Origin of the sequence: Faecalibacterium intestinale, from assembly GCF_040096575.1 — a bacterium.
GTDB classification, from domain to species: Bacteria; Bacillota; Clostridia; order Oscillospirales; family Ruminococcaceae; genus Faecalibacterium; species Faecalibacterium intestinale.
In genome coordinates this window covers 51,311-69,306 of sequence record NZ_JBBMEN010000004.1, presented here as the reverse complement: position 1 = coordinate 69,306, position 17,996 = coordinate 51,311, and the positions used below count along the sequence as shown (strand labels likewise).

At 57.8% G+C, this 17,996-nt stretch carries 19 protein-coding genes; 15 read left to right on the top strand and 4 right to left on the bottom strand.

What is annotated here, in order from left to right; genetic code table 11:
• The first annotated feature begins 124 nt into the window (after positions 1 to 124).
• From WMO20_RS04825 to WMO20_RS04785, 9 genes are all read left to right on the top strand, one after another.
• A complete protein-coding gene (locus tag WMO20_RS04825) occupies positions 125 to 1,318 on the top strand; it encodes an MFS transporter (RefSeq protein ID WP_316539319.1) in 1,194 nt (397 codons plus the stop codon).
• A gap of 329 nt (positions 1,319 to 1,647) precedes the next feature.
• Positions 1,648 to 2,349 (top strand): iron-sulfur cluster assembly scaffold protein, encoded by a 702-nt coding sequence (locus tag WMO20_RS04820; protein ID WP_015537775.1) that lies wholly within the window; start codon positions 1,648 to 1,650, stop codon positions 2,347 to 2,349.
• Positions 2,350 to 2,367: 18 nt separating this feature from the next.
• A complete protein-coding gene (locus WMO20_RS04815; RefSeq protein WP_005935035.1) occupies positions 2,368 to 3,366 on the top strand; it encodes a GGGtGRT protein in 999 nt (332 codons plus the stop codon).
• Positions 3,367 to 3,475: 109 nt separating this feature from the next.
• Positions 3,476 to 5,392, top strand: a complete 1,917-nt coding sequence (locus WMO20_RS04810; RefSeq protein WP_349186016.1) for a flavocytochrome c — start codon at positions 3,476 to 3,478, stop codon at positions 5,390 to 5,392.
• Entirely contained in the window at positions 5,389 to 5,796 is a 408-nt protein-coding gene (locus WMO20_RS04805; protein WP_349186015.1) for a NusG domain II-containing protein, read from the top strand. Before WMO20_RS04810 ends, WMO20_RS04805 begins: the two co-directional genes overlap by 4 nt.
• Before the next feature lie 498 nt (positions 5,797 to 6,294).
• Complete coding sequence (gene metG, locus WMO20_RS04800) at positions 6,295 to 8,292, top strand: methionine--tRNA ligase (RefSeq protein WP_349186014.1); 1,998 nt, start codon at positions 6,295 to 6,297, stop codon at positions 8,290 to 8,292.
• Positions 8,293 to 8,304: 12 nt separating this feature from the next.
• On the top strand, positions 8,305 to 9,264 hold the full coding sequence (locus WMO20_RS04795) for a DMT family transporter (RefSeq protein ID WP_349186013.1): 960 nt from the start codon (positions 8,305 to 8,307) through the stop codon (positions 9,262 to 9,264).
• A complete protein-coding gene (locus WMO20_RS04790; RefSeq protein WP_349186012.1) occupies positions 9,261 to 10,076 on the top strand; it encodes a TatD family hydrolase in 816 nt (271 codons plus the stop codon). The genes WMO20_RS04795 and WMO20_RS04790 overlap by 4 nt, the downstream gene beginning before the upstream one ends.
• 89 nt (positions 10,077 to 10,165) lie before the next feature.
• Positions 10,166 to 10,399 (top strand): hypothetical protein, encoded by a 234-nt coding sequence (locus WMO20_RS04785; protein ID WP_005922262.1) that lies wholly within the window; start codon positions 10,166 to 10,168, stop codon positions 10,397 to 10,399.
• Between the two features lie 111 nt (positions 10,400 to 10,510).
• Here the strand turns inward: WMO20_RS04785 and WMO20_RS04780 are convergent, their stop codons facing one another.
• From WMO20_RS04780 to WMO20_RS04765, 4 genes are all read right to left on the bottom strand, one after another.
• Entirely contained in the window at positions 10,511 to 10,813 is a 303-nt protein-coding gene (locus tag WMO20_RS04780; protein WP_349186011.1) for a Dabb family protein, read from the bottom strand.
• 73 nt (positions 10,814 to 10,886) lie between these two features.
• Positions 10,887 to 11,108, bottom strand: a complete 222-nt coding sequence (locus tag WMO20_RS04775) for a DUF6199 family natural product biosynthesis protein (RefSeq protein WP_112090507.1) — start codon at positions 11,106 to 11,108, stop codon at positions 10,887 to 10,889.
• 9 nt (positions 11,109 to 11,117) lie between these two features.
• Entirely contained in the window at positions 11,118 to 11,429 is a 312-nt protein-coding gene (locus WMO20_RS04770) for a hypothetical protein (protein WP_112090508.1), read from the bottom strand.
• A 25-nt stretch (positions 11,430 to 11,454) separates the two neighbouring features.
• Entirely contained in the window at positions 11,455 to 11,772 is a 318-nt protein-coding gene (locus WMO20_RS04765; RefSeq protein WP_112090509.1) for a hypothetical protein, read from the bottom strand.
• Between the two features lie 1,071 nt (positions 11,773 to 12,843).
• Here WMO20_RS04765 and WMO20_RS04760 point away from each other — a divergent pair.
• The 6 genes from WMO20_RS04760 to atpG all read left to right on the top strand — a co-directional run bounded on the left by WMO20_RS04760 (position 12,844) and on the right by atpG (position 17,933).
• Positions 12,844 to 13,308, top strand: a complete 465-nt coding sequence (locus WMO20_RS04760; protein WP_097783753.1) for a DUF2798 domain-containing protein — start codon at positions 12,844 to 12,846, stop codon at positions 13,306 to 13,308.
• 557 nt (positions 13,309 to 13,865) lie between these two features.
• Positions 13,866 to 14,549 (top strand): F0F1 ATP synthase subunit A, encoded by a 684-nt coding sequence (locus tag WMO20_RS04755; protein ID WP_015538221.1) that lies wholly within the window; start codon positions 13,866 to 13,868, stop codon positions 14,547 to 14,549.
• A gap of 40 nt (positions 14,550 to 14,589) precedes the next feature.
• Positions 14,590 to 14,817, top strand: a complete 228-nt coding sequence (atpE, locus tag WMO20_RS04750; RefSeq protein ID WP_005922245.1) for an ATP synthase F0 subunit C — start codon at positions 14,590 to 14,592, stop codon at positions 14,815 to 14,817.
• A 15-nt stretch (positions 14,818 to 14,832) separates the two neighbouring features.
• Complete coding sequence (locus WMO20_RS04745) at positions 14,833 to 15,324, top strand: F0F1 ATP synthase subunit B (protein WP_005922244.1); 492 nt, start codon at positions 14,833 to 14,835, stop codon at positions 15,322 to 15,324.
• Complete coding sequence (gene atpA / locus WMO20_RS04740) at positions 15,314 to 17,068, top strand: F0F1 ATP synthase subunit alpha (RefSeq protein ID WP_005922243.1); 1,755 nt, start codon at positions 15,314 to 15,316, stop codon at positions 17,066 to 17,068. Before WMO20_RS04745 ends, atpA begins: the two co-directional genes overlap by 11 nt.
• Complete coding sequence (gene atpG / locus WMO20_RS04735) at positions 17,055 to 17,933, top strand: ATP synthase F1 subunit gamma (RefSeq protein WP_015538222.1); 879 nt, start codon at positions 17,055 to 17,057, stop codon at positions 17,931 to 17,933. The genes atpA and atpG overlap by 14 nt, the downstream gene beginning before the upstream one ends.
• Positions 17,934 to 17,996: the final 63 nt, after the last annotated feature.

Below are 17,996 nucleotides of genomic sequence, written 5' to 3'. Positions count from 1 at the left end.
TCGATGCCTGAAAAGGGGCGGGAGCGTTTTTAACTCAGTACTTTACCATTATAAAGGATAATGCCGGATTGTCAATCCAAATGGGCACACTATCGCAAATTGCACAAATCTTTGAGGTGAAAGTATGAAGCAGCAGTTTGCAGCAAAACACCCGTGGACGATTCTGGCTGCGGGGGCAGCCATTCAGGTGCTTACCGGCTTACCGGCGGCGTGGGGCGTCTTTCAGCAGCCGGTCATGGAGGAATACGGCCTTTCGGAGCAGGGGGCGGGCTATGCCTTTGCCCTGCTCATTGCCGCCTTTGGGGTGGGGTGTGTGCTGGGCGGCTTTTTGCAGGATAAAAAAGGTCCGCGCTGCGCGGCGTTGTGGGGCACAGCCCTGCTCTGCGGCGGCTTTTTTGCAGCGGCCTTTCTGCCGGGCAGGGCAGGGTGGGGGTTCTTTCTGGCCTTCAGCATCCCGGCGGGGCTGGGTACGGCGTTTTTGTACCCCTCTATCCAGTCCTGCGCCCAAAAGTGGTACGCGGGGCGCAAGGGGCTGGCGACCGGGGTCATCGGCGGAGCGGTGGGACTTTCCGGCGCGTTCCTTACCCTGTTCGTCCGGGCAGCGCTGCGGGGCTTTGGCCCGGTGCAGGGCATCCGGGGCGCGTTCTGGGCGCTGGGGGCGCTCACCCTGCCGGTGTGCCTTGCGGGCAGTGCGGTACTCAGCGACCCACCGCAGAAAAAGCAGCAGCCAAGCGGCAAAAACACCCTCGACCTTTCCCCGGGGCAGATGCTGCGCACAAAGCAGTACTGGCTGTGTGCGGGCGCGGTGTGCTTTTCAACACCGGCGGTGCTGCTGTTCAGCCCTATCATCCTAAAGCTGGGCATGGAACGCGGGCTGGACGAGACCGCTGCGCTGTGGAGCATCGTACTGGGCAGCGTGGGCAGCGCTGCGGGACGGATGCTGATGCCCATGCTCAGCGACCACATTGGCCGCCGCGCCACCGACCTTGGACTGTTTGCAGCTTCGCTTGCGCTGTCGGCGGCGTTCTGGGCAGCGCAGGGCTGGTGGGTGGTGGTGTGCTACGCCGGGCTCACCTTCTGCTACTCGGCGTTGGCGGCGGTGCTGCCTGCCCTTTCCACCGACCTGTTCGGCCTGCCCCATGCGGGGGTGAACTACGGCTTTCTGGCCTTGGGGCAGAGCGTGGGCAGCCTTGCATTCCCCTTTGCAGCCAATCTGCTGGCGCTGGAAAACGGGCGGCACCTGCTTGCCATGGCCGGTGCGGCGGCGGGCTTTGCGGCCATCTGGGCGCTGCATCCGGTACAGAAAGACCCGCGCTGAAACGCGCAAAAAGTAAGGGCTGCAAAAAGTTTGCCGGTGCTTACGGCAGAATTGACAAAAACTTGACGATTGTTTTGTATAAAGCGGTGGAAATGACAGTTAGCGACGGATGACCGTAAAAACCGGCTGTACTTTTTGCAGGAAATGACTTGCAAAATTCGTCCGTTTTCTCTATAATAAAACCATGCGTGGTAGTACCGGTGCAGGCGCTGAAAGAGAGCAGCGCACCCGGTTCGGATGCAAGCAGTATGGAGCGGCGGCTGTGCCGGCAGGGCGCGGCGGCGGTTTTGTGCTGCCAAAGCGACATTTGTCAAAAGGAGAGTATGATTATGACCTATTCGCAGCAAGTACAGAATATGTGCCCGATCACCAAAGGTCCTAAGCATGGTCCGGCTCCCATCCCCGAAGAGGGCGCATGGGTCAAGGCCTATGAGATCAAGGACATCAGCGGCTACACCCATGGTGTGGGCTGGTGCGCACCCCAGCAGGGCACCTGCAAGCTGTCCCTGAACATCAAGAACGGCGTCATCGAAGAGGCTCTGGTGGAGACCATCGGCTGCTCCGGCATGACCCACTCTGCTGCTATGGCAGGCGAGATCCTGCCCGGCAAGACCATTCTGGAAGCTCTGAACACCGACCTGGTGTGCGACGCCATCAACGTGGCTATGCGCGAGCTGTTCCTGCAGATCGTCTACGGCCGCAGCCAGACCGCTTTCTCTGAGGACGGTCTGCCCATCGGCGCAGGTCTGGACGACCTGGGCAAGGGTCTGCGCTCCATGACCGGCACCATCTTCTCCACCAAGGAGAAGGGCGTGCGCTACCTGGAGCTGACCGAGGGCTACATCAACAAGCTGGCAGTGGACGCTAACGATGAGGTCATCGGCTATCAGTTCGTTAAGCTGGGCAAGATGATGGAGGATATCCGTCACGGCAAGACCCCCAACGAGGCTTACGAGAAGAACGTGGGTACTTACGGCCGCTTCAGCAAGGAGCAGGGCGCTGTGAAGTACATCGACCCGCGTGAGGAATAAGAGAGGAGGAACAACTCAATGGCAACTTTTGAATCTATGGATCGCCGTATGCCTAAAATCGAGGCATGCCTGAAGGCTAACGGTCTGGAGTCTCTGGACGCTTGCAACGAGATGCTCCTCGCTAAGGGCATCGACTGCGACAAGATCGTCCGCGGCGTGCAGCCCATCTGCTTTGATAACGCTGTCTGGGCTTACACTCTGGGCACCGCTATCGCTGTGAAGCGCGGCCTGACCGACGCTGCCGAGTGCGCAGCTGCAATCGGTGAGGGTCTGGAAGCTTTCACCATCCCCGGCTCTGTTGCTGAGCAGCGTCAGGTCGGTCTGGGTCACGGCAACCTGGGCGCTCGTCTGCTGAGCGAGGACACCACCTGCTTCGCTTTCCTGGCAGGCCACGAGTCCTTTGCTGCTGCTGAGGGTGCTATCGGCATCGCCCGCACCGCAAACAAGGTCCGCAAGACCCCCCTGCGCGTCATCCTGAACGGTCTGGGCAAGGACGCAGCTTACATCATTTCCCGTATCAACGGCTTCACCTACGTGCAGACCGAGTACGATATCCCCACCCAGACCCTGACTGTGGTCAAGGAGATCCCCTTCTCCGAGGGTGAGCGCGCAGCCGTTAAGTGCTACGGCGCTAACGACGTTATGGAAGGCGTTGCCATCATGAAGAAGGAGGACGTGCAGTGCTCCATCACCGGCAACTCCACCAACCCCGTCCGCTTCCAGCATCTGGTTGCCGGCACCTACAAGAAGTGGGCTATCGAGAACGGCAAGAAGTACTTCTCCGTTGCTTCCGGCGGCGGCACCGGCCGTACCCTGCACCCCGATAACGTGGCTGCAGGCCCCGCAAGCTACGGCCTGACCGACTCTCTGGGCCGCGTGCACGGCGATGCTCAGTTCGCAGGCTCCTCTTCTGTGCCCGCACACGTTGAGATGATGGGTCTGATCGGCATGGGCAACAACCCCATGGTCGGCGCTACCGTTGCCTGCGCTGTTGCTGCAGCTCAGGCTAACGCCTAATCTTTTCCTAAGTTTCAGCGAGGGGAAGCTGCTCTCCGAATGAGCAGCTCCCCCTTTTTTGCTGATAGATATCCGAACACAAGCAACCCAAAATAAGAAGGATGAAACAATGAAAAAGAATCAGATCCGCAAGAGCGTGGCTGCGCTGGCCATGGCGGCTGTTGTAAGCGTCAGCCTGTTGGGCTACGGCTGCGGCAGCAAGCCTGCCTCCTCCACCGCAGGCGTGTCCGGCGAGTTCACCGGCACTGCCAAGGGTATGGGCGGCGATGTTACCGTCACTCTGACTTTGACCGACGGCAAGATCACCGGCTGCACCGCCGAGGGCAAGGACGAGACCCCCGGCATCGGCACCATGGCTCTGGAGCAGCTGCCCGGCGCTATTGCCGAGAGCGGCAGCATTGCCGTGGACGGTGTGGCCACCGCAACCATCACCTCTGACGCCATCAAGGAAGCTGCTGCTGCCGCTCTGGTCGCAGCCGGCCTGAACGCTGACGACTACAAGACCGAGGTCAAGGCCGAGGAAAACAAGGCCGAGGACTCCACCATTGACGCAGACATTGCCATCGTGGGTGCAGGCGGTGCAGGTATGACTGCTGCCATCACGGCTGCTGCCGAGGGCAAGAGCGTGGTCATTCTGGAGAGCCAGCCCATGGTGGGCGGCAACTCTGTGCGCGCTACCGGCGGCATGAACGCTGGTGACACCGTGTATCAGGACGAGAACGAGTTCGGCGAGTCCGCAGGCGTGGAAAAGACCCTGAAGACCGCTGCTGAAAAGTACGCCGACAACGCTACCATCACCGCTCTGGCTAAGACCGTCTCTGAGCAGTGGGCAGCTTATCAGGCAGACCCCAAGGGCTACTTCGACTCTGTGGAGCTGATGGAGCTGGACACCATGATCGGCGGCAAGGGCATCAACGACCCCGCACTGGTGGAGACTCTGTGCTCTAACAGCGCTGACGCCATCGACTGGCTGGACGAGCACGGCATCACCCTGCACAGCGTTTCCAGCTTCGGCGGCGCATCCGTCAAGCGTATCCACCGCCCCGTGGATGCTGAGGGCAAGACCCTTTCTGTGGGCTCCTACATGATCCCCCTGCTGCAGGAGAACTGCGACAAGGCCGGCGTGCAGACCCTGCTGAACACCACCGCTACCGAGCTGCTGACCGATGCAAACGGTGGCGTTGTGGGCGTGAAGGCTACCGGCTCCACCGGCGAGACCATCACCGTGAATGCCAAGGCTGTGGTGCTGACCACCGGCGGCTTCGGCGCAAATCTGGACATGGTCACCGAGTACAAGCCTGAGCTGAAGGGCTTTATGACCACCAACGCCGCAGGCGCACAGGGTCAGGGCATTGAGATGGCTACCGCTGTGGGCGCTGACACTGTGGACATGGATCAGATCCAGATCCACCCCACCGTGGAGGCTAACACCGCCGCTCTGATCACCGAGGGTCTGCGCGGCGACGGCGCTGTGCTGATCAACGCCGAGGGCAAGCGCTTTATCGACGAAGTGGGCACCCGTGACGTGGTTTCCGCTGCCGAGATCGCTCAGACCGGCAGCTACAGCTGGCTGGTGGTGGATCAGGCTATGGTCGATGCTTCCAGCGTCATTCAGGGCTACATCAAGAAGGGCTACACCGTGACCGGCCAGACCTACGAGGAACTGGCAAAGGCTATGGGCGTGGACGAGGCTGCTTTTGCCGAGACCATGAAGACCTGGAACGGCTACGTTGAGGCCAAGAACGACCCCGACTTTGGCCGTACCAGCTTTGCAAAGGCTCTGGATACTGCTCCCTACTACGCCATCAAGGTCACCGCAGGTGTGCACCACACCATGGGCGGCCTGAAGATCAACACCAACACCGAGGTGCTGAAGGCTGACGGTTCTGTGATCCCCGGCCTGTTCGCAGCAGGTGAGGTGACCGGCGGTGTGCACGGTGCAAACCGTCTGGGCGGCAACGCTGTGGCCGACTTTACCGTCTTTGGCCGCATTGCCGGTGCAGCTGCCAGCAAGTACGCTGCATGAGCATAAAGCAAAAAAACTCTGACACCGCCGCCCCCAAGGGCAGCGCGTGGAAGAAAAATGTGATCTTTGCACTGGTGGTGCTGGCGCTGGCCGCAGGTGTTTTTCTTGCGGTGCGGGCGCAGCACCCCGCCAAGGGCAGCGGCCTGCAGGCCGTTGTGGATTTCGGTGACGGCGTTACCGAGACTTTGACCCTTGCGCAGGATCACGATTACCTGTACGAAGTAGGAGACTACATCGTGCACCTGCAGGTGAAGGAGGGTGCCATCGCGTTTTTGGACAGTCAGTGCCCGGACCATGTCTGTGAGCAATTCGGCTGGCTGGATAAGGACGGTGCATGGGCCGCCTGTGTGCCCGCAGGCGTGTATGTGGTGGTAGAGCCCACCGCAGACGCAGGTTCAAAATGAAGTGATCAGGCTTCCATGATGGATGTCTCCCTGAATACAAAGGGGAGACATCCATTTTGTTTTACGGAAACAGGTGTTGCCCGCGCACCAAAATGCGGGCAGACGATGTTTTGCCTGCGCGATTCTGCATCTTTTTGTTGACAAACCCGCACTTTTTGCGTATGATAGAAGCAACACTGAAAATTGTGTCAAATTGGCTGTGAAGAGAAGAGTACGCACCGTCTGCGCCTGACAGAAAGCCCGAAGGATGGAACCGGGCAGGCCGCGCGGTGCCGAAGATGGTCTTGGAGCTGCGCAGGTGAACAATGAGCCTGCGACGGGGTGCGCCCGTTACCGCGCAAAGGCCGGTTTTTGCCGGCTAAAGGCTGCGTCCGCAAGGGCACAGCGAAGCAAGGTGGTACCACGAAGGTTCAGCGCTCTCGTCCTTGTCCGGTTATAACCCGGCAGGGCGGGAGCGCTTTTTGTTTGCAGAACCAAAAGAAAGGAAGACAGACCCCCATGAGCGAACACAAAACATTTTATATCACCACCCCTATCTATTACCCCAGCGATAAGCTGCATATCGGCCACAGCTACACCACCGTGGCCTGCGATGCGCTGGCCCGCTTCAAGCGGATGCAGGGCTACGACGTCATGTTCCTGACCGGCACCGATGAGCACGGCCAGAAGATCCAGGATAAGGCCGCCGATGCCGGCGTCACCCCCAAGGAGTATGTGGACAAGATCGTTGCTACCGTCAAGGATCTGTGGAAGCTGCTGGACGTCAGCTACGACCGCTTTATCCGTACCACCGACGACTACCACATGGAAAGCTGCCAGAAGATCTTCACCAAGCTGTACGAGCAGGGCGATATCTACAAGGGCGAGTACATCGGCCACTACTGCAAGCCTTGCGAGAGCTTCTGGACCGACAGCCAGCTGGTGGACGGCAAGTGCCCGGACTGCGGCCGCGAGGTCTACGATGCCCACGAGGAGGCCTACTTCTTCAAGACCAGCAAGTACGCCGACCGCCTGCTGAAGCTCTATGAGGAGAACCCCCAGTTCATCCAGCCCGAGAGCCGCAAGAACGAGATGATCGCCTTCATCAAGCAGGGCCTGCAGGACACCTGCGTGTCCCGTACCTCGGTCAAGTGGGGCATCCCCGTGCCCTTTGACCCCAAGCACACCATGTATGTGTGGGTGGACGCCCTGAGCAACTATATCTCCGCCCTTGGCTACGGCAACGAAACTTACCACGACTACGATAAATTCTGGCCGGCCGACCTGCACATGGTGGGCAAGGAAATCCTGCGCTTCCACACCATCCTGTGGCCTGCCATGCTGATGGCACTGGATCTGCCCCTGCCCAAGCGGGTGTTCGGCCACGGCTGGCTGCTGATGAACGGCGGCAAGATGTCCAAGTCTGTGGGCAACGTGGTGGACCCCGTTATCCTGTGCGACCGCTACGGCGTGGACGCCATCCGCTACTTCCTGCTGCGCGAGATCCCCTTCGGCAACGATGGTATGTTCACCAACGAAGCACTGATCAACCGCATCAACAGTGATCTGGCGAACGACTTGGGCAACCTGCTCAGCCGCACCGTGGCCATGTGCGAAAAGTACTTCGGCGGTACTGTGCATAATGTGGCGGGTACTGAGACCATCGACGCTGAGCTGGAGACCATGGTCAACGAGCTGACCGCTAAGGTCACTGCCGATATGGATGACTTGACCATCCCGCAGGCACTGATGGAGATCTTTGCGGTCATCCAGCGCGCCAACAAGTATATCGACGAGACCGCACCTTGGGCACTGGCAAAGGACGAAGCCAACAAGCAGTGTCTGGAGAGTGTGCTGTACCACCTGTGCGAGGCACTGCGCGTGTGCGGCATCCTGCTGAACGCCTACCTGCCTACCACTGCCCCCAAGATGATGGAACAGCTGGGTCTGGACGCTTCTGCACTGGATCTGACCAAGACCACCTACGGCGCACAGCAGACCTATACCGTACATAAGGGCGAAGCTCTGTTCCCCCGCATTGACGTGGCTAAGGAGATCGCCCACCTGAAGGAAGAGGACGAGAAGCGCAAGGCCGCTGCCGCTGCTGCCAACAAGGCTAAGGAGGAAGCCGAGAAGAAGGCTGCCACCCCCGCAGAGGAGAGCACCGTGGACTTTACCCACGAGGAAGAGATCGACTTTGATACCTTCTGCAAGGTGGAGCTGCGCGTGGCCGAGGTGCGCGCCTGCGAGAACCTGAAGGAGAGCAAGAAGCTGCTGCACCTCACCGTCTTTGACGGTGAGCGGGAGCGCTGCATCCTGTCCGGCATTGCCAAGTGGTTCAAGCCGGAGGATCTCATTGGCAAAAAGCTGGGCATCGTGTGCAATCTGGCACCCCGTCCCATGCTCAAGGGCAAGTACGTCAGCGAGGGCATGATCTTTGCTGCCGACACCGCCGACGGCGGCTGCTCCATTGCTTTCTACGGTGACGATACCCCCGTGGGCAGCCGCATCCACTAAGTGAGGAACATCATGTCTGATAATACAGCCGTCCGTGCGGCAAAGCTGGATAAGATCTTCGGCACACCGGTTTGCGCCGTGCTGCTGGCTATTTTCTGCAATGTCCTGTGGGGCTCGGCCTTTCCGTTCATCAAGCTGGGCTACCGCCTGTTCTCCATCGACTCCGGCAACACGGCCTCCATCTTCTGCTTTGCAGGGGTGCGGTTCATGCTGGGCAGCGTGCTGGTGCTGCTGGGCAGCATCCTGCTGCAGGGAAAGGTACCCCGCCTGCCCCGGGGCAGGGTGGCAGCCGAGTGCTGCGCGCTGGGCTTGTGGCAGACCACGGCACAGTATGCGTTCTACTATATCGCCGTGGCGATGCTCACCGGCGCGTTTGGCGGCATTCTGAACAGCACCCAGAGCTTTCTGGGCGTCATCTTTGCCCATTTTATTTATGGCAATGCGGACCGCATGACCCCGGCAAAAACGCTGGGCTGTGCTGTGGGCTTTGCGGGCGTGCTCATCGGCACCCTTGGCAACCACGGCAGCGGCAGCGGCTGGGGCGTGTTCTGCATGATGGCGGCGACCGTCATCTTCACCCTGTCCGGCCCGTGGAACAAGTCGGTCACCAAAAAGGCCGACAGCTTTGCCGTCTGCTTTCTGAACCTGTTTGTGGGCGGGTTGGCGCTGTTTGTGCTGGGTACCGTTATGGGCGGGCGTCTCCATGTGCAAAGCGCTCTGGCTGCGGTGGTCATGCTGTATCTGGCCTTCATCTGCGGCGCAGGCTATATCTTGTGGGCACTGCTGATGAAAAACAACCCGGTCAGCCGCATCGCCATCTTTGGCTTTGTCAACCCGGTGGTCAACGTGCTGCTGAGCGCTGTGCTCAACGGTGAGCCACTGTTCCGCTGGCAGTATCTGGCGGCGCTGGTGTTCGTGTGCGTGGGCATCTGGCTGGTGAATAAAGCCCCCGCCAAAAAGGAGAAGGTATGACCGGACCTATTTTCGACACCCACGCCCATTACAGTTCCCGCGCTTTTGACGCCGACCGCTTTGCTCTGCTGGACAGCCTGCCCGGCAAGGGTGTGGTAGGCGTGTGCGAGCAGGCCACCCACTCCGGGGATGCGCCCCGGGTGCTGGAGCTGGCACACCGCTACCCGTGGGTAGTGGCAGCGATTGGCATCCACCCGGAAAGCCTGCTGCCCGCTGCCGATTGCGGCGAGGACGGCCCCGCGCCCACGGTGTCGGTGTACGGCGGCGACTGGGCTGCTGAGATGCAGGCGCTGACGCCTTACTACGACGACCCCAAGGTGGTGGCGGTAGGGGAGTGCGGGCTGGATTACCACTGGCCAGTGCCCAAGGACGCCCAGCTGGCGCTGTTTGAAGCCGAGATCCGGCTGGCGCTGGAACTGGACAAGCCCATCATCGTGCACGACCGGCAGGCGCACGCAGACGTCTACGCTCTGCTCAAAAAGTACCGCCCCAAGGGCATCGTACACTGCTATTCCGGCAGCGCCGAGGATGCCGTGCAGCTGGCGGCGCAGGGACTGTATATTGGCTTTGGCGGTGCCTGCACCTTCAATGGTGCCAAGCGCGCAGCCAAGGCCATCGAAGCCCTGCCGCTGGACGCCATCGTGCTGGAGACCGACTGCCCCTACATGGCACCGGAGCCGGTGCGCGGCACCCGCTGCGACAGCTCCCTCATCCGCTATGTGGGTGCATACATCGCCCAGCGCAAGGCGCTGGAGCCGGAAGAGGTGCTCCGCACCACCGACGCAAACGCCCGCCGGGTGTTCGGGCTGTAACTGTTTTCCGCAGGTCGCGGGGCAAAGCGCTCCGCTTCTGAATAAAAAGCTGATATTTTTAAACCGATAAGAATAAGGAGATCACTATTATGAAGGCACGCATTCCCAAACACCGCGAGTTCATCATCAACTTCCCCGACAGCATCGACCAGAACAAGGCCAACGAGGGCTGGGCAAAGCTGCAGCAGATCGTGGAGGACTACAAGAAGGCACACAACGGCGCTTCTGTTTACGCTCCCACCTTCATCGAGGACTGCGAGCCCGAGGTCAAGAAGCTGCAGGAAGAGTACGGCTTTGAGTATACCGTGGAGTTCGTTCAGTAAGTTCAGCATCGCCTGATAGTAAAAGGGTCATTGCACAAACCGTGCAATGACCCTTTTTGCGTAAGTTCATCCCATAAAATAGCATACCGGAGCGTCCGCAGACGTCCCGTATTATACCTCGTAGTCCAGACAGACGCGGTTTTTGTAGTAAGGGCGCACCTTGCTGTTTGCCACTGCCACATGCGCCGGGTGGGTGGAGTAGCCCTTGAGCGCCTCGGCGCTCTCAAAGGTGGTATCCAGCATCAGGTCGGCGTTGGAGGAGGGAAGGGCATCAATGTTGACATGGATGTCCACGAGCCCCGGAATCTTGCCGGAAAGGCTTTCCAGACCCTCTTTGATGCCGGCCTTGACGGCGGCCTTTTCCTCGACAGACAACTCGTCCTTCAGCTGCCAGAGAATAACGTGCTTGACCATAACAAAAAACCTCCTGCGTTTTTTCTCATTGTAACAGGGCGAGAAAGAATCCGCAAGAGGAAACAGGAAAGTCTTATGTGGGCGCGAACAGCAGCACCACCAAAAGCACAGCACAGAGCACCGAAACTACGATGCCCTCCAACCGGGTCAGCCGGATGTACTCCTCCGTAGGTTCGGGCACCTGCGTATACCGCCCACGGGAACGCAAGGCAATGGCATCCTCCGGCTGCAGCGCCATAAAAATACCGAACCCAATGCCGAAAAGCGCGACCAAGATCGATAAGATGACTTCCATGGAAAACCCTCACTTTTTGTTTTTGTCGTCCCTGCTCAGGGTATAGCACAGATGTGAGATCAGCAGAGCAGCACTGAACACGAGCGCCGCCACCATCAAAATAGAGCGTAGCGGCTCTACTCTAGGTAGAAAAATGTTGACCAGATAGAGTGCACCGCAAAGGAGCGACAGGATGCCGAAGGGTCTGTGGAAGTGGTTCTTTTCGTCCTCACTGCTCCAGCCAGTGCCGGTGCCATTGTAAAGGTCCCGGATGCCGCGGTATAAAAACAATACGCCCAGTGCTGCGTTCAGCCAGGCTGAAGTGGAAAGATTCAGGTTCATATAGTTGTACTTGCCTCCCGGCGGCTCAATCCGCGCTGTGCTCCCAGATTTCATACAGGATCAGGTAGATCACATCAACGATGACTGTAATGGTGCGTACCCCGTTGCTCAGGGTAGGGAAGTTGCCCAGAAACTGCGAAGAAGCAAGAACCATTGCGTTGAAGATCTCCCACACGCCGTTTTTCTTCTGCCACATGGCGCGGTATTCCGGGTCGCGGTCATATTGGTTGAAAAAGGTGTGGATCAGCGGGTCTTTGCCCTGCAAGTCGCGGATGCCCATCCACAGTGCCACAAGGCAGAACAAAAGCTCGATAATGTTGTACCAGCCAAACGCCAGCTGCATAAAATGCACCTCCCATCTTTTACCATATTATAACATAGGGGGACGAAAACACAAGGACGCTATTCAACCTTCCTGCGCAAATTTTGCATAAATTGCGCATCAACTATTTGTTGAAACAACATAAAATAAAACCAGCCGGACGAGGCGGTTGCAAGCCCTCGTCCGGCTGGATACTTACTTCTTCGGAGTCATAAGCCTCTTCTCCTTGGTGACCTCATTTTCGGAATACGGGTTTCATAGGGTGACTCTCCTTAGAAACGTTTCTTCAGAATTTAGGTGCTTTACAAGGGGATGAAAATCAACTGTACATTGGACTGACCCTTTTCTCAACTGTTGGACTGCGGCAAACGGTTCATGAGGATGAATTTCATATTACCACATTCTTTCAAGTTAGATTTGCAAGGGAAGCGTCTTACTTAGTACATTGGTAGAACTCCTTTTCAGCTATTCAAATAAGGTTCTCCGGATCATTGATACTTTCATAAGAATCATCTCCAGCGGATCTATCTGAACGCTCTGGGGAAGAATTGAATCGACAGGTTGTCGTGTTATCGCATTATTGATGCTCAAGACCGGCTCTGTTTTTGTGTTTTTATACGGGGGAAACATCCCGTTTGTGGTGAGCCTCTATTTTGCTTCTCAGCGAACCCCGACAGCCTGTCCCTGCTGTGCGGGTTCCATATCAACCATCGGTCTTCGCTCCTTTCTTCTTAAAGTCAGCGGGAGTAACTCTCTTTTGAGCTTCTGCTGTACTTCTCTGGTTTCTGGCTTAATTATACAGGAAGATGCACGTTTTGTCTATTGGCAGACCGCACAAAGAAAAGATTTTGTTTTTGTGCAATGTTAAAACCTGCAGCGGTGCGGAAAAATTGCCCAGAAGTTCCGGGCCGTTCGTGAAGGATTTTTCACAAAAGGGGAGAAAGTGCCCGCAAGGTATTATGCACCGGTTCTATTTGTGCTAAAATAGCGTCAATGAATGGTAGTCGCCGCCGCCCCGCGAGATGAAAGTTTCGCGGGGCGGCTTTTTTGCGGCAAAAATTTGCATAAAAAAGAAACGGAGAATCAATCAAAATGCCTAAAACTTTACCGGAACGCATCTTCTTTACCATTGTCATGGCCGCTATCATGGTCTATGGCATGATCGTCTACAATGTGGCGCTGAATACAAACGGCGTGACCAACGCTACTTTTGTTATGGCTCTGCACGAAATGCCGATCATGGTGCCAGTGGCCTTTGTGCTGGAATTTTTTGTGGTGGAAAAGCTGGCCACGAAGCTGGCATTCCTGTTTATGCGTCCAACAGACCGCCCGCAGTTCATCACTTACGCTATCTCGCTGATGATCGTGTGCATCATGTGCCCAGTGATGAGCCTGGTCGCAACGCTGCTGTTCAAAGAGCCGAGCTTTGGGATGTGGGTGCATACTTGGGGCTGCAATATGCCCATGGCGCTGTGCTGGCAGATGCTGTACTGCGGCCCGCTGGCCCGTGCCATCTTCCGGCTGGTGTTCCGCCGTGGGGAAAAGCAGGCCGCGTAAGGCGGTTGGCCTGCGATTCTATAATAAATATGTATAAGAAATATACATAAGATGCTGCCCGAACATACCGGGGAAGATACCTATACGTTTTTTATATACCTGATATATAAAAGCTATACGGTATGGCTATTTTTGCGGAAATATTTCCCAAAACCGGAAGAATGCGCCTGCAAAGCCTTGGATAAAACAAAATGAATTGTACAGAGCGTACACTTTTGAATGCTTCAACTGTGCACTGTGTACAACAGTTTTGTTTTGCCGGTGCAATGCTACCGGGTAAAATGTAGAATGTGCACAAATACCCTTGCCAATTTTGTGCAATCGTACTATTATACACAACGAAAAAAGACGAAACCGACAAAGAAAGGGGAGGGCGCAGACAGCATTCAGGCAGCGCCTTCCTTACTTTTTTCACGGTACACAGTCTTTTCTTCACGCGATAAGAAGGTGTGAAGGGGCGCGGAGCAAAAGTGTGCGTCAGATCCTCGGCCGGGGATGCACCGCACATCCGGCTCACGCCCGCAGACCCCTATCCCTGCAGGAAGGAGGAAAAGCAAATGAACAAATTGACGCAGGCTCTGATGGAAGAGCTTACCGTGGAGTATGTCAAGGTCGGCTCGCTGCAGATCCCGGAATCGGTGGTCATCAGCTGGGTGATCATGCTGCTGCTGGTGGTGGGCTCCATCCTGCTTACCCGCAACCTGAAGGTGGATCACATCAGCAAGCGTCAGGCAGCACTGGAAGCGCTGTACTCCCTTGGCAAAAACTTCTTTGAAGGGTTGCTGGGCAAGGAGGGCAGCCGCTATGTGCCCTACCTGATGACCGTGGCGCTGTACATTGCCTGCTCCAACGTGATCGGTGTGTTCGGCGTAAAGCCCCCCACAAAGGATCTGGATGTGACCGCTGCGCTGGCACTGATGAGCATCGTGCTTATCGAGTATGCAGGCGTTCGCGCCCGGGGCGGCGCGGGCTTTCTTAAGAGCCTTGCAGCCCCTACCCCCATCATGACCCCCATGAACATCCTCGAGATCGCCATTCGCCCCACCAGTCTGTGTATGCGACTGTTCGGCAACGTGCTGGGCGCGTTCGTTATCATGGAACTGCTCAAGCTGGTGGTGCCGGTGTTCGTCCCGGCGGTGTTCAGCCTGTATTTTGACCTATTCGATGGTCTGATCCAGACCTATGTTTTCGTGTTCCTGACCGCACTGTTCATGAAAGAGAGTATCGGCGGCGAGGAATAAACAACACATTTAAAACTGTAATTACAAAGGAGATAGAACTATGAGTGGTTTGGTAGCTCTGGGCGCTGGCATTGCAGCGCTGACCGGCATTGGCGGCGGTATTGGCATTGGTATTGCAACGGGTAAGGCAACGGAGGCTATCTCCCGCCAGCCGGAGGCTTCCGGCAAGATCCAGACGAACCTGCTGCTGGGCGCTGCTCTGGCAGAAGGTACCGCAATTTTCGGCTTCGTCGTTGCACTGCTGATCATCCTGTTCCTGGGCCAGTAACGGAGGCGTGGACGAATGCTGAAGTTGGATTTGAACCTGCTGTGGACCGTGGTGGATGTCCTGATCCTGTATGTGCTGCTGCGCAAGTTTTTGTTCAAGCCCATCCAGAACGTGCTGGATCAGCGCCAGAAGACGATCGAGGCAGACATTGCAGCGGCACAGACCTCCAAGACCGAGGCCGCCGCAGCACTTACGACCGCGCAGGACAAGCTGCGTAATGTGGACAACGAAGCCGCAGCCCGCCGCGAAGCCTACGAGAAGCAGGCCGAGGTGGAAAAGCAGCAGCTGCTGGCCGATGCGCAGAAGCAGGCCGATGAGATCGTGGCTGCCGGTAAGGCTGCTGTGGAGATCGAGCGCCAGAACAAGCTGCGGGAAGCAGATGCACAGGCTACGGCACTGGCACGCTCCATGTGCGAAAAGCTTTTGAAACATAATTTGACCGCCCAGGATGATGATCAGCTGCTGGACGATCTGCTGCAGAAAGCAGGTGCAGGCAATGGCAACTGAATTCAGTCGTGAATTTTTTGCGGATAACCGCATCGTCAAGGCCAGCCTGCGCTGCGCCCATAAACTCCGCGAAAAAGATCTGGACCGCATCAAGTCGGAGATCAAAAAGCTGTATGACGCCACGGAAGTCATCCTGAATATCACCGTGGACGAGAGCCTGCTTTCCGGCTATGTCCTGCAGGTGGGCGACCGCGTGTTCGACAATTCCGGCCGTCATCAGCTGGACAAAATGATGGAGGGCAAGCCCTCGCTGGCTACCCTCAAGACCCGCATCGAGGACTACAAGCCCGCCGAGACCTCCGCAGAGGGCGGTGTGGTCATCTCCTCTGCCGATGGCATCGTGCACATTGACGGCATGAACCGCGCTGTGTACGGCGAGATCGTCACCTTTGAAAACGGTGCCAAGGGTATGGTGGAAAGCGTGGAGCCGGAGCAGCTGGGCGTTATGCTGTTCGATGGCGCCGAGACCGTTGGTGTGGGCACTATGGTCACCCGCAGCGGCAAGCGCGCCGGTATCCCGGTGGGCGATGCTTTTCTGGGCCGTGTCATCAGCCCGCTGGGCGAGCCCATCGACGGCAAAGGCCCCATTGAGGCCGAGGGCTACAACCCCATTGAGAAGCAGGCACCCAGTATTCTGGAACGCCAGAGCGTGGACACCCCGCTGCACACCGGTATTCTGGCTATCGACTCCATGTTCCCCATCGGCCGCGGTCAGCGTGAGCTGATCATCGGCGACCGCCAGACCGGCAAGACTTCCATTGCCACCGACGCCATCCTGAACCAGAAGGACAAGGATGTGCTGTGCATCTATGTGGCCATCGGTCAGAAGGCTTCCTCCATCGCCCGCGTGGCAGAGGATCTGAAAAAGCATGGCGCTATGAGCTATACCACCATCGTGGCAGCTACTGCGTCGGATTCTGCCCCGCTGCAGTACATTGCCCCCTATGCAGGCACTGCACTGGCCGAGTACTTCATGGCCAAGGGCAAGAGCGTGCTCATCGTCTATGATGACCTGTCCAAGCACGCGGTGGCCTACCGTGCCATCTCGCTGCTGCTGCGCCGCTCTCCGGGTCGTGAAGCTTACCCCGGCGATGTGTTCTATCTGCACTCCCGTCTGCTGGAGCGCTCCTGCCGTATGCGGGATGATCTGGGCGGCGGCTCTATCACCGCACTGCCCATCGTAGAGACGCAGGCCGGCGATGTTTCGGCCTACATCCCCACCAACGTCATCTCCATCACCGACGGTCAGATCTTCCTGGAGAGCGCCCTGTTCAACGCCGGCAACCGCCCGGCTGTCAACGTGGGTCTGTCGGTTTCCCGTGTGGGCGGCGCTGCCCAGACCAAGGCCATGAAAAAGGCCAACGCAAACCTGCGTATCGAGCTGGCGCAGTATAAGGAGATGGAATCCTTTGCACAGTTCAGCTCCGATCTGGACGCCGAGACCCGCCGTCAGCTGGAGCACGGCAAGGCACTGATGGAAATGCTCAAGCAGCCGCTGTGCCAGCCCAAGTCCGATGCCGAGCAGGTGGTCATTCTGGTGCTGGCTTCCCACGGCCTGCTGGACACCCTGCCCACCGCAGAACAGCGGGAAAAGACCGCTGCCTTTGTGCGGCAGTTCCGCGCAGACGTCTCCGGCACCATGCAGAAGATCGATGCCGACGGCAAGCTGGAGCCCGACCGTGTGGACGCCATCCTGAACGCTTGGAAAGCTTATGCGGGAGGCAATGACCATGTCGTCCAGTAAGCTGCTGAAGGAGCGCATCGAGAGCATTCAGGATACCATGAAGATCACCAATGCCATGTACCTGATCTCTTCGTCCAAGCTGCGCAAGGCACGGCAGAACTACCAGAATGTGTCCCCATACTTTAACCGTATGCGGGATACCATCTCCCGTGTTGTGCCGCATCTGCCGGAGGAGCCGGAGCACCCCTTCTTCCACGAGCGGAATCTGGAAAACCCCCGGCGGGCGTATCTGGTGCTTACTGCCGATAAGGGCATGGCAGGTGCTTATAACCAGAACCTGCTCAAGTTTTTGCGGGAGCACGCAGACCCCAACGACCGCTTTTATGTCATCGGTCAGGTGGGCTACCGCGCTCTGCGCCACCGGGACCCCCGCCTTGTAGAGGAGTTCCGTTACAGCGCTACCGCACCTACCCTGCAGCGTGCCCGCGACATCACGGTGGACGCCATTGATGACTTCAAGTCCGGCAAGCTGGACGAGATCTACATCGTCTACACCAAGATCCAGAACGCCCTTACCAGCGAGCCTGTCATGGAGCGTCTGCTGCCGCTGGACCGGCGGTTTTTGCAGCCTGCTCCCAAGGGTCTGGGCGACCCCAAGGGCGAGGTGGAACTGGTGCCGGACGCATGGACGGTGTTCGAGCAGATCGCACCCATCTATATGCACGGCATGATCTTTGGTGCCATGACCGAGAGCTTCTGCGCCGAGCAGAGCGCCCGCATGACCGCCATGGATTCTGCTACCAAGAGCGCCAATGACATGATCCGGGACTTGCAGCTGGAATACAACCGCACCCGTCAGGGCTCCATTACACAGGAGATCACCGAGATCATCGGCGGCGCGGCTGCCGTGCAGGATCGGACATAATAAAGGAACTTTCTCTGGCATCGCGCAGCGATGGCTGAGAGGGTTCGTTGGATAAACAAGATT

Bases quoted from the DNA above. Each gene is read 5' to 3' on its own strand.
- WMO20_RS04825 (WP_316539319.1), top strand. From the start codon at position 125: ATGAAGCAGCAGTTTGCAGCAAAACACCCGTGGACGATTCTGGCTGCG.
- WMO20_RS04785 (WP_005922262.1), top strand. From the start codon at position 10,166: ATGAAGGCACGCATTCCCAAACACCGCGAGTTCATCATCAACTTCCCC.
- WMO20_RS04760 (WP_097783753.1), top strand. From the start codon at position 12,844: ATGCCTAAAACTTTACCGGAACGCATCTTCTTTACCATTGTCATGGCC.
- WMO20_RS04765 (WP_112090509.1), bottom strand. From the start codon at position 11,772: ATGCAGCTGGCGTTTGGCTGGTACAACATTATCGAGCTTTTGTTCTGC.
- WMO20_RS04805 (WP_349186015.1), top strand. From the start codon at position 5,389: ATGAGCATAAAGCAAAAAAACTCTGACACCGCCGCCCCCAAGGGCAGC.
- WMO20_RS04815 (WP_005935035.1), top strand. From the start codon at position 2,368: ATGGCAACTTTTGAATCTATGGATCGCCGTATGCCTAAAATCGAGGCA.
- WMO20_RS04795 (WP_349186013.1), top strand. From the start codon at position 8,305: ATGTCTGATAATACAGCCGTCCGTGCGGCAAAGCTGGATAAGATCTTC.
- WMO20_RS04755 (WP_015538221.1), top strand. From the start codon at position 13,866: ATGAACAAATTGACGCAGGCTCTGATGGAAGAGCTTACCGTGGAGTAT.
- WMO20_RS04810 (WP_349186016.1), top strand. From the start codon at position 3,476: ATGAAAAAGAATCAGATCCGCAAGAGCGTGGCTGCGCTGGCCATGGCG.
- WMO20_RS04770 (WP_112090508.1), bottom strand. From the start codon at position 11,429: ATGAACCTGAATCTTTCCACTTCAGCCTGGCTGAACGCAGCACTGGGC.
- WMO20_RS04780 (WP_349186011.1), bottom strand. From the start codon at position 10,813: ATGGTCAAGCACGTTATTCTCTGGCAGCTGAAGGACGAGTTGTCTGTC.
- atpE (WP_005922245.1), top strand. From the start codon at position 14,590: ATGAGTGGTTTGGTAGCTCTGGGCGCTGGCATTGCAGCGCTGACCGGC.
- WMO20_RS04820 (WP_015537775.1), top strand. From the start codon at position 1,648: ATGACCTATTCGCAGCAAGTACAGAATATGTGCCCGATCACCAAAGGT.
- atpA (WP_005922243.1), top strand. From the start codon at position 15,314: ATGGCAACTGAATTCAGTCGTGAATTTTTTGCGGATAACCGCATCGTC.
- WMO20_RS04790 (WP_349186012.1), top strand. From the start codon at position 9,261: ATGACCGGACCTATTTTCGACACCCACGCCCATTACAGTTCCCGCGCT.
- WMO20_RS04745 (WP_005922244.1), top strand. From the start codon at position 14,833: ATGCTGAAGTTGGATTTGAACCTGCTGTGGACCGTGGTGGATGTCCTG.
- atpG (WP_015538222.1), top strand. From the start codon at position 17,055: ATGTCGTCCAGTAAGCTGCTGAAGGAGCGCATCGAGAGCATTCAGGAT.
- WMO20_RS04775 (WP_112090507.1), bottom strand. From the start codon at position 11,108: ATGGAAGTCATCTTATCGATCTTGGTCGCGCTTTTCGGCATTGGGTTC.
- metG (WP_349186014.1), top strand. From the start codon at position 6,295: ATGAGCGAACACAAAACATTTTATATCACCACCCCTATCTATTACCCC.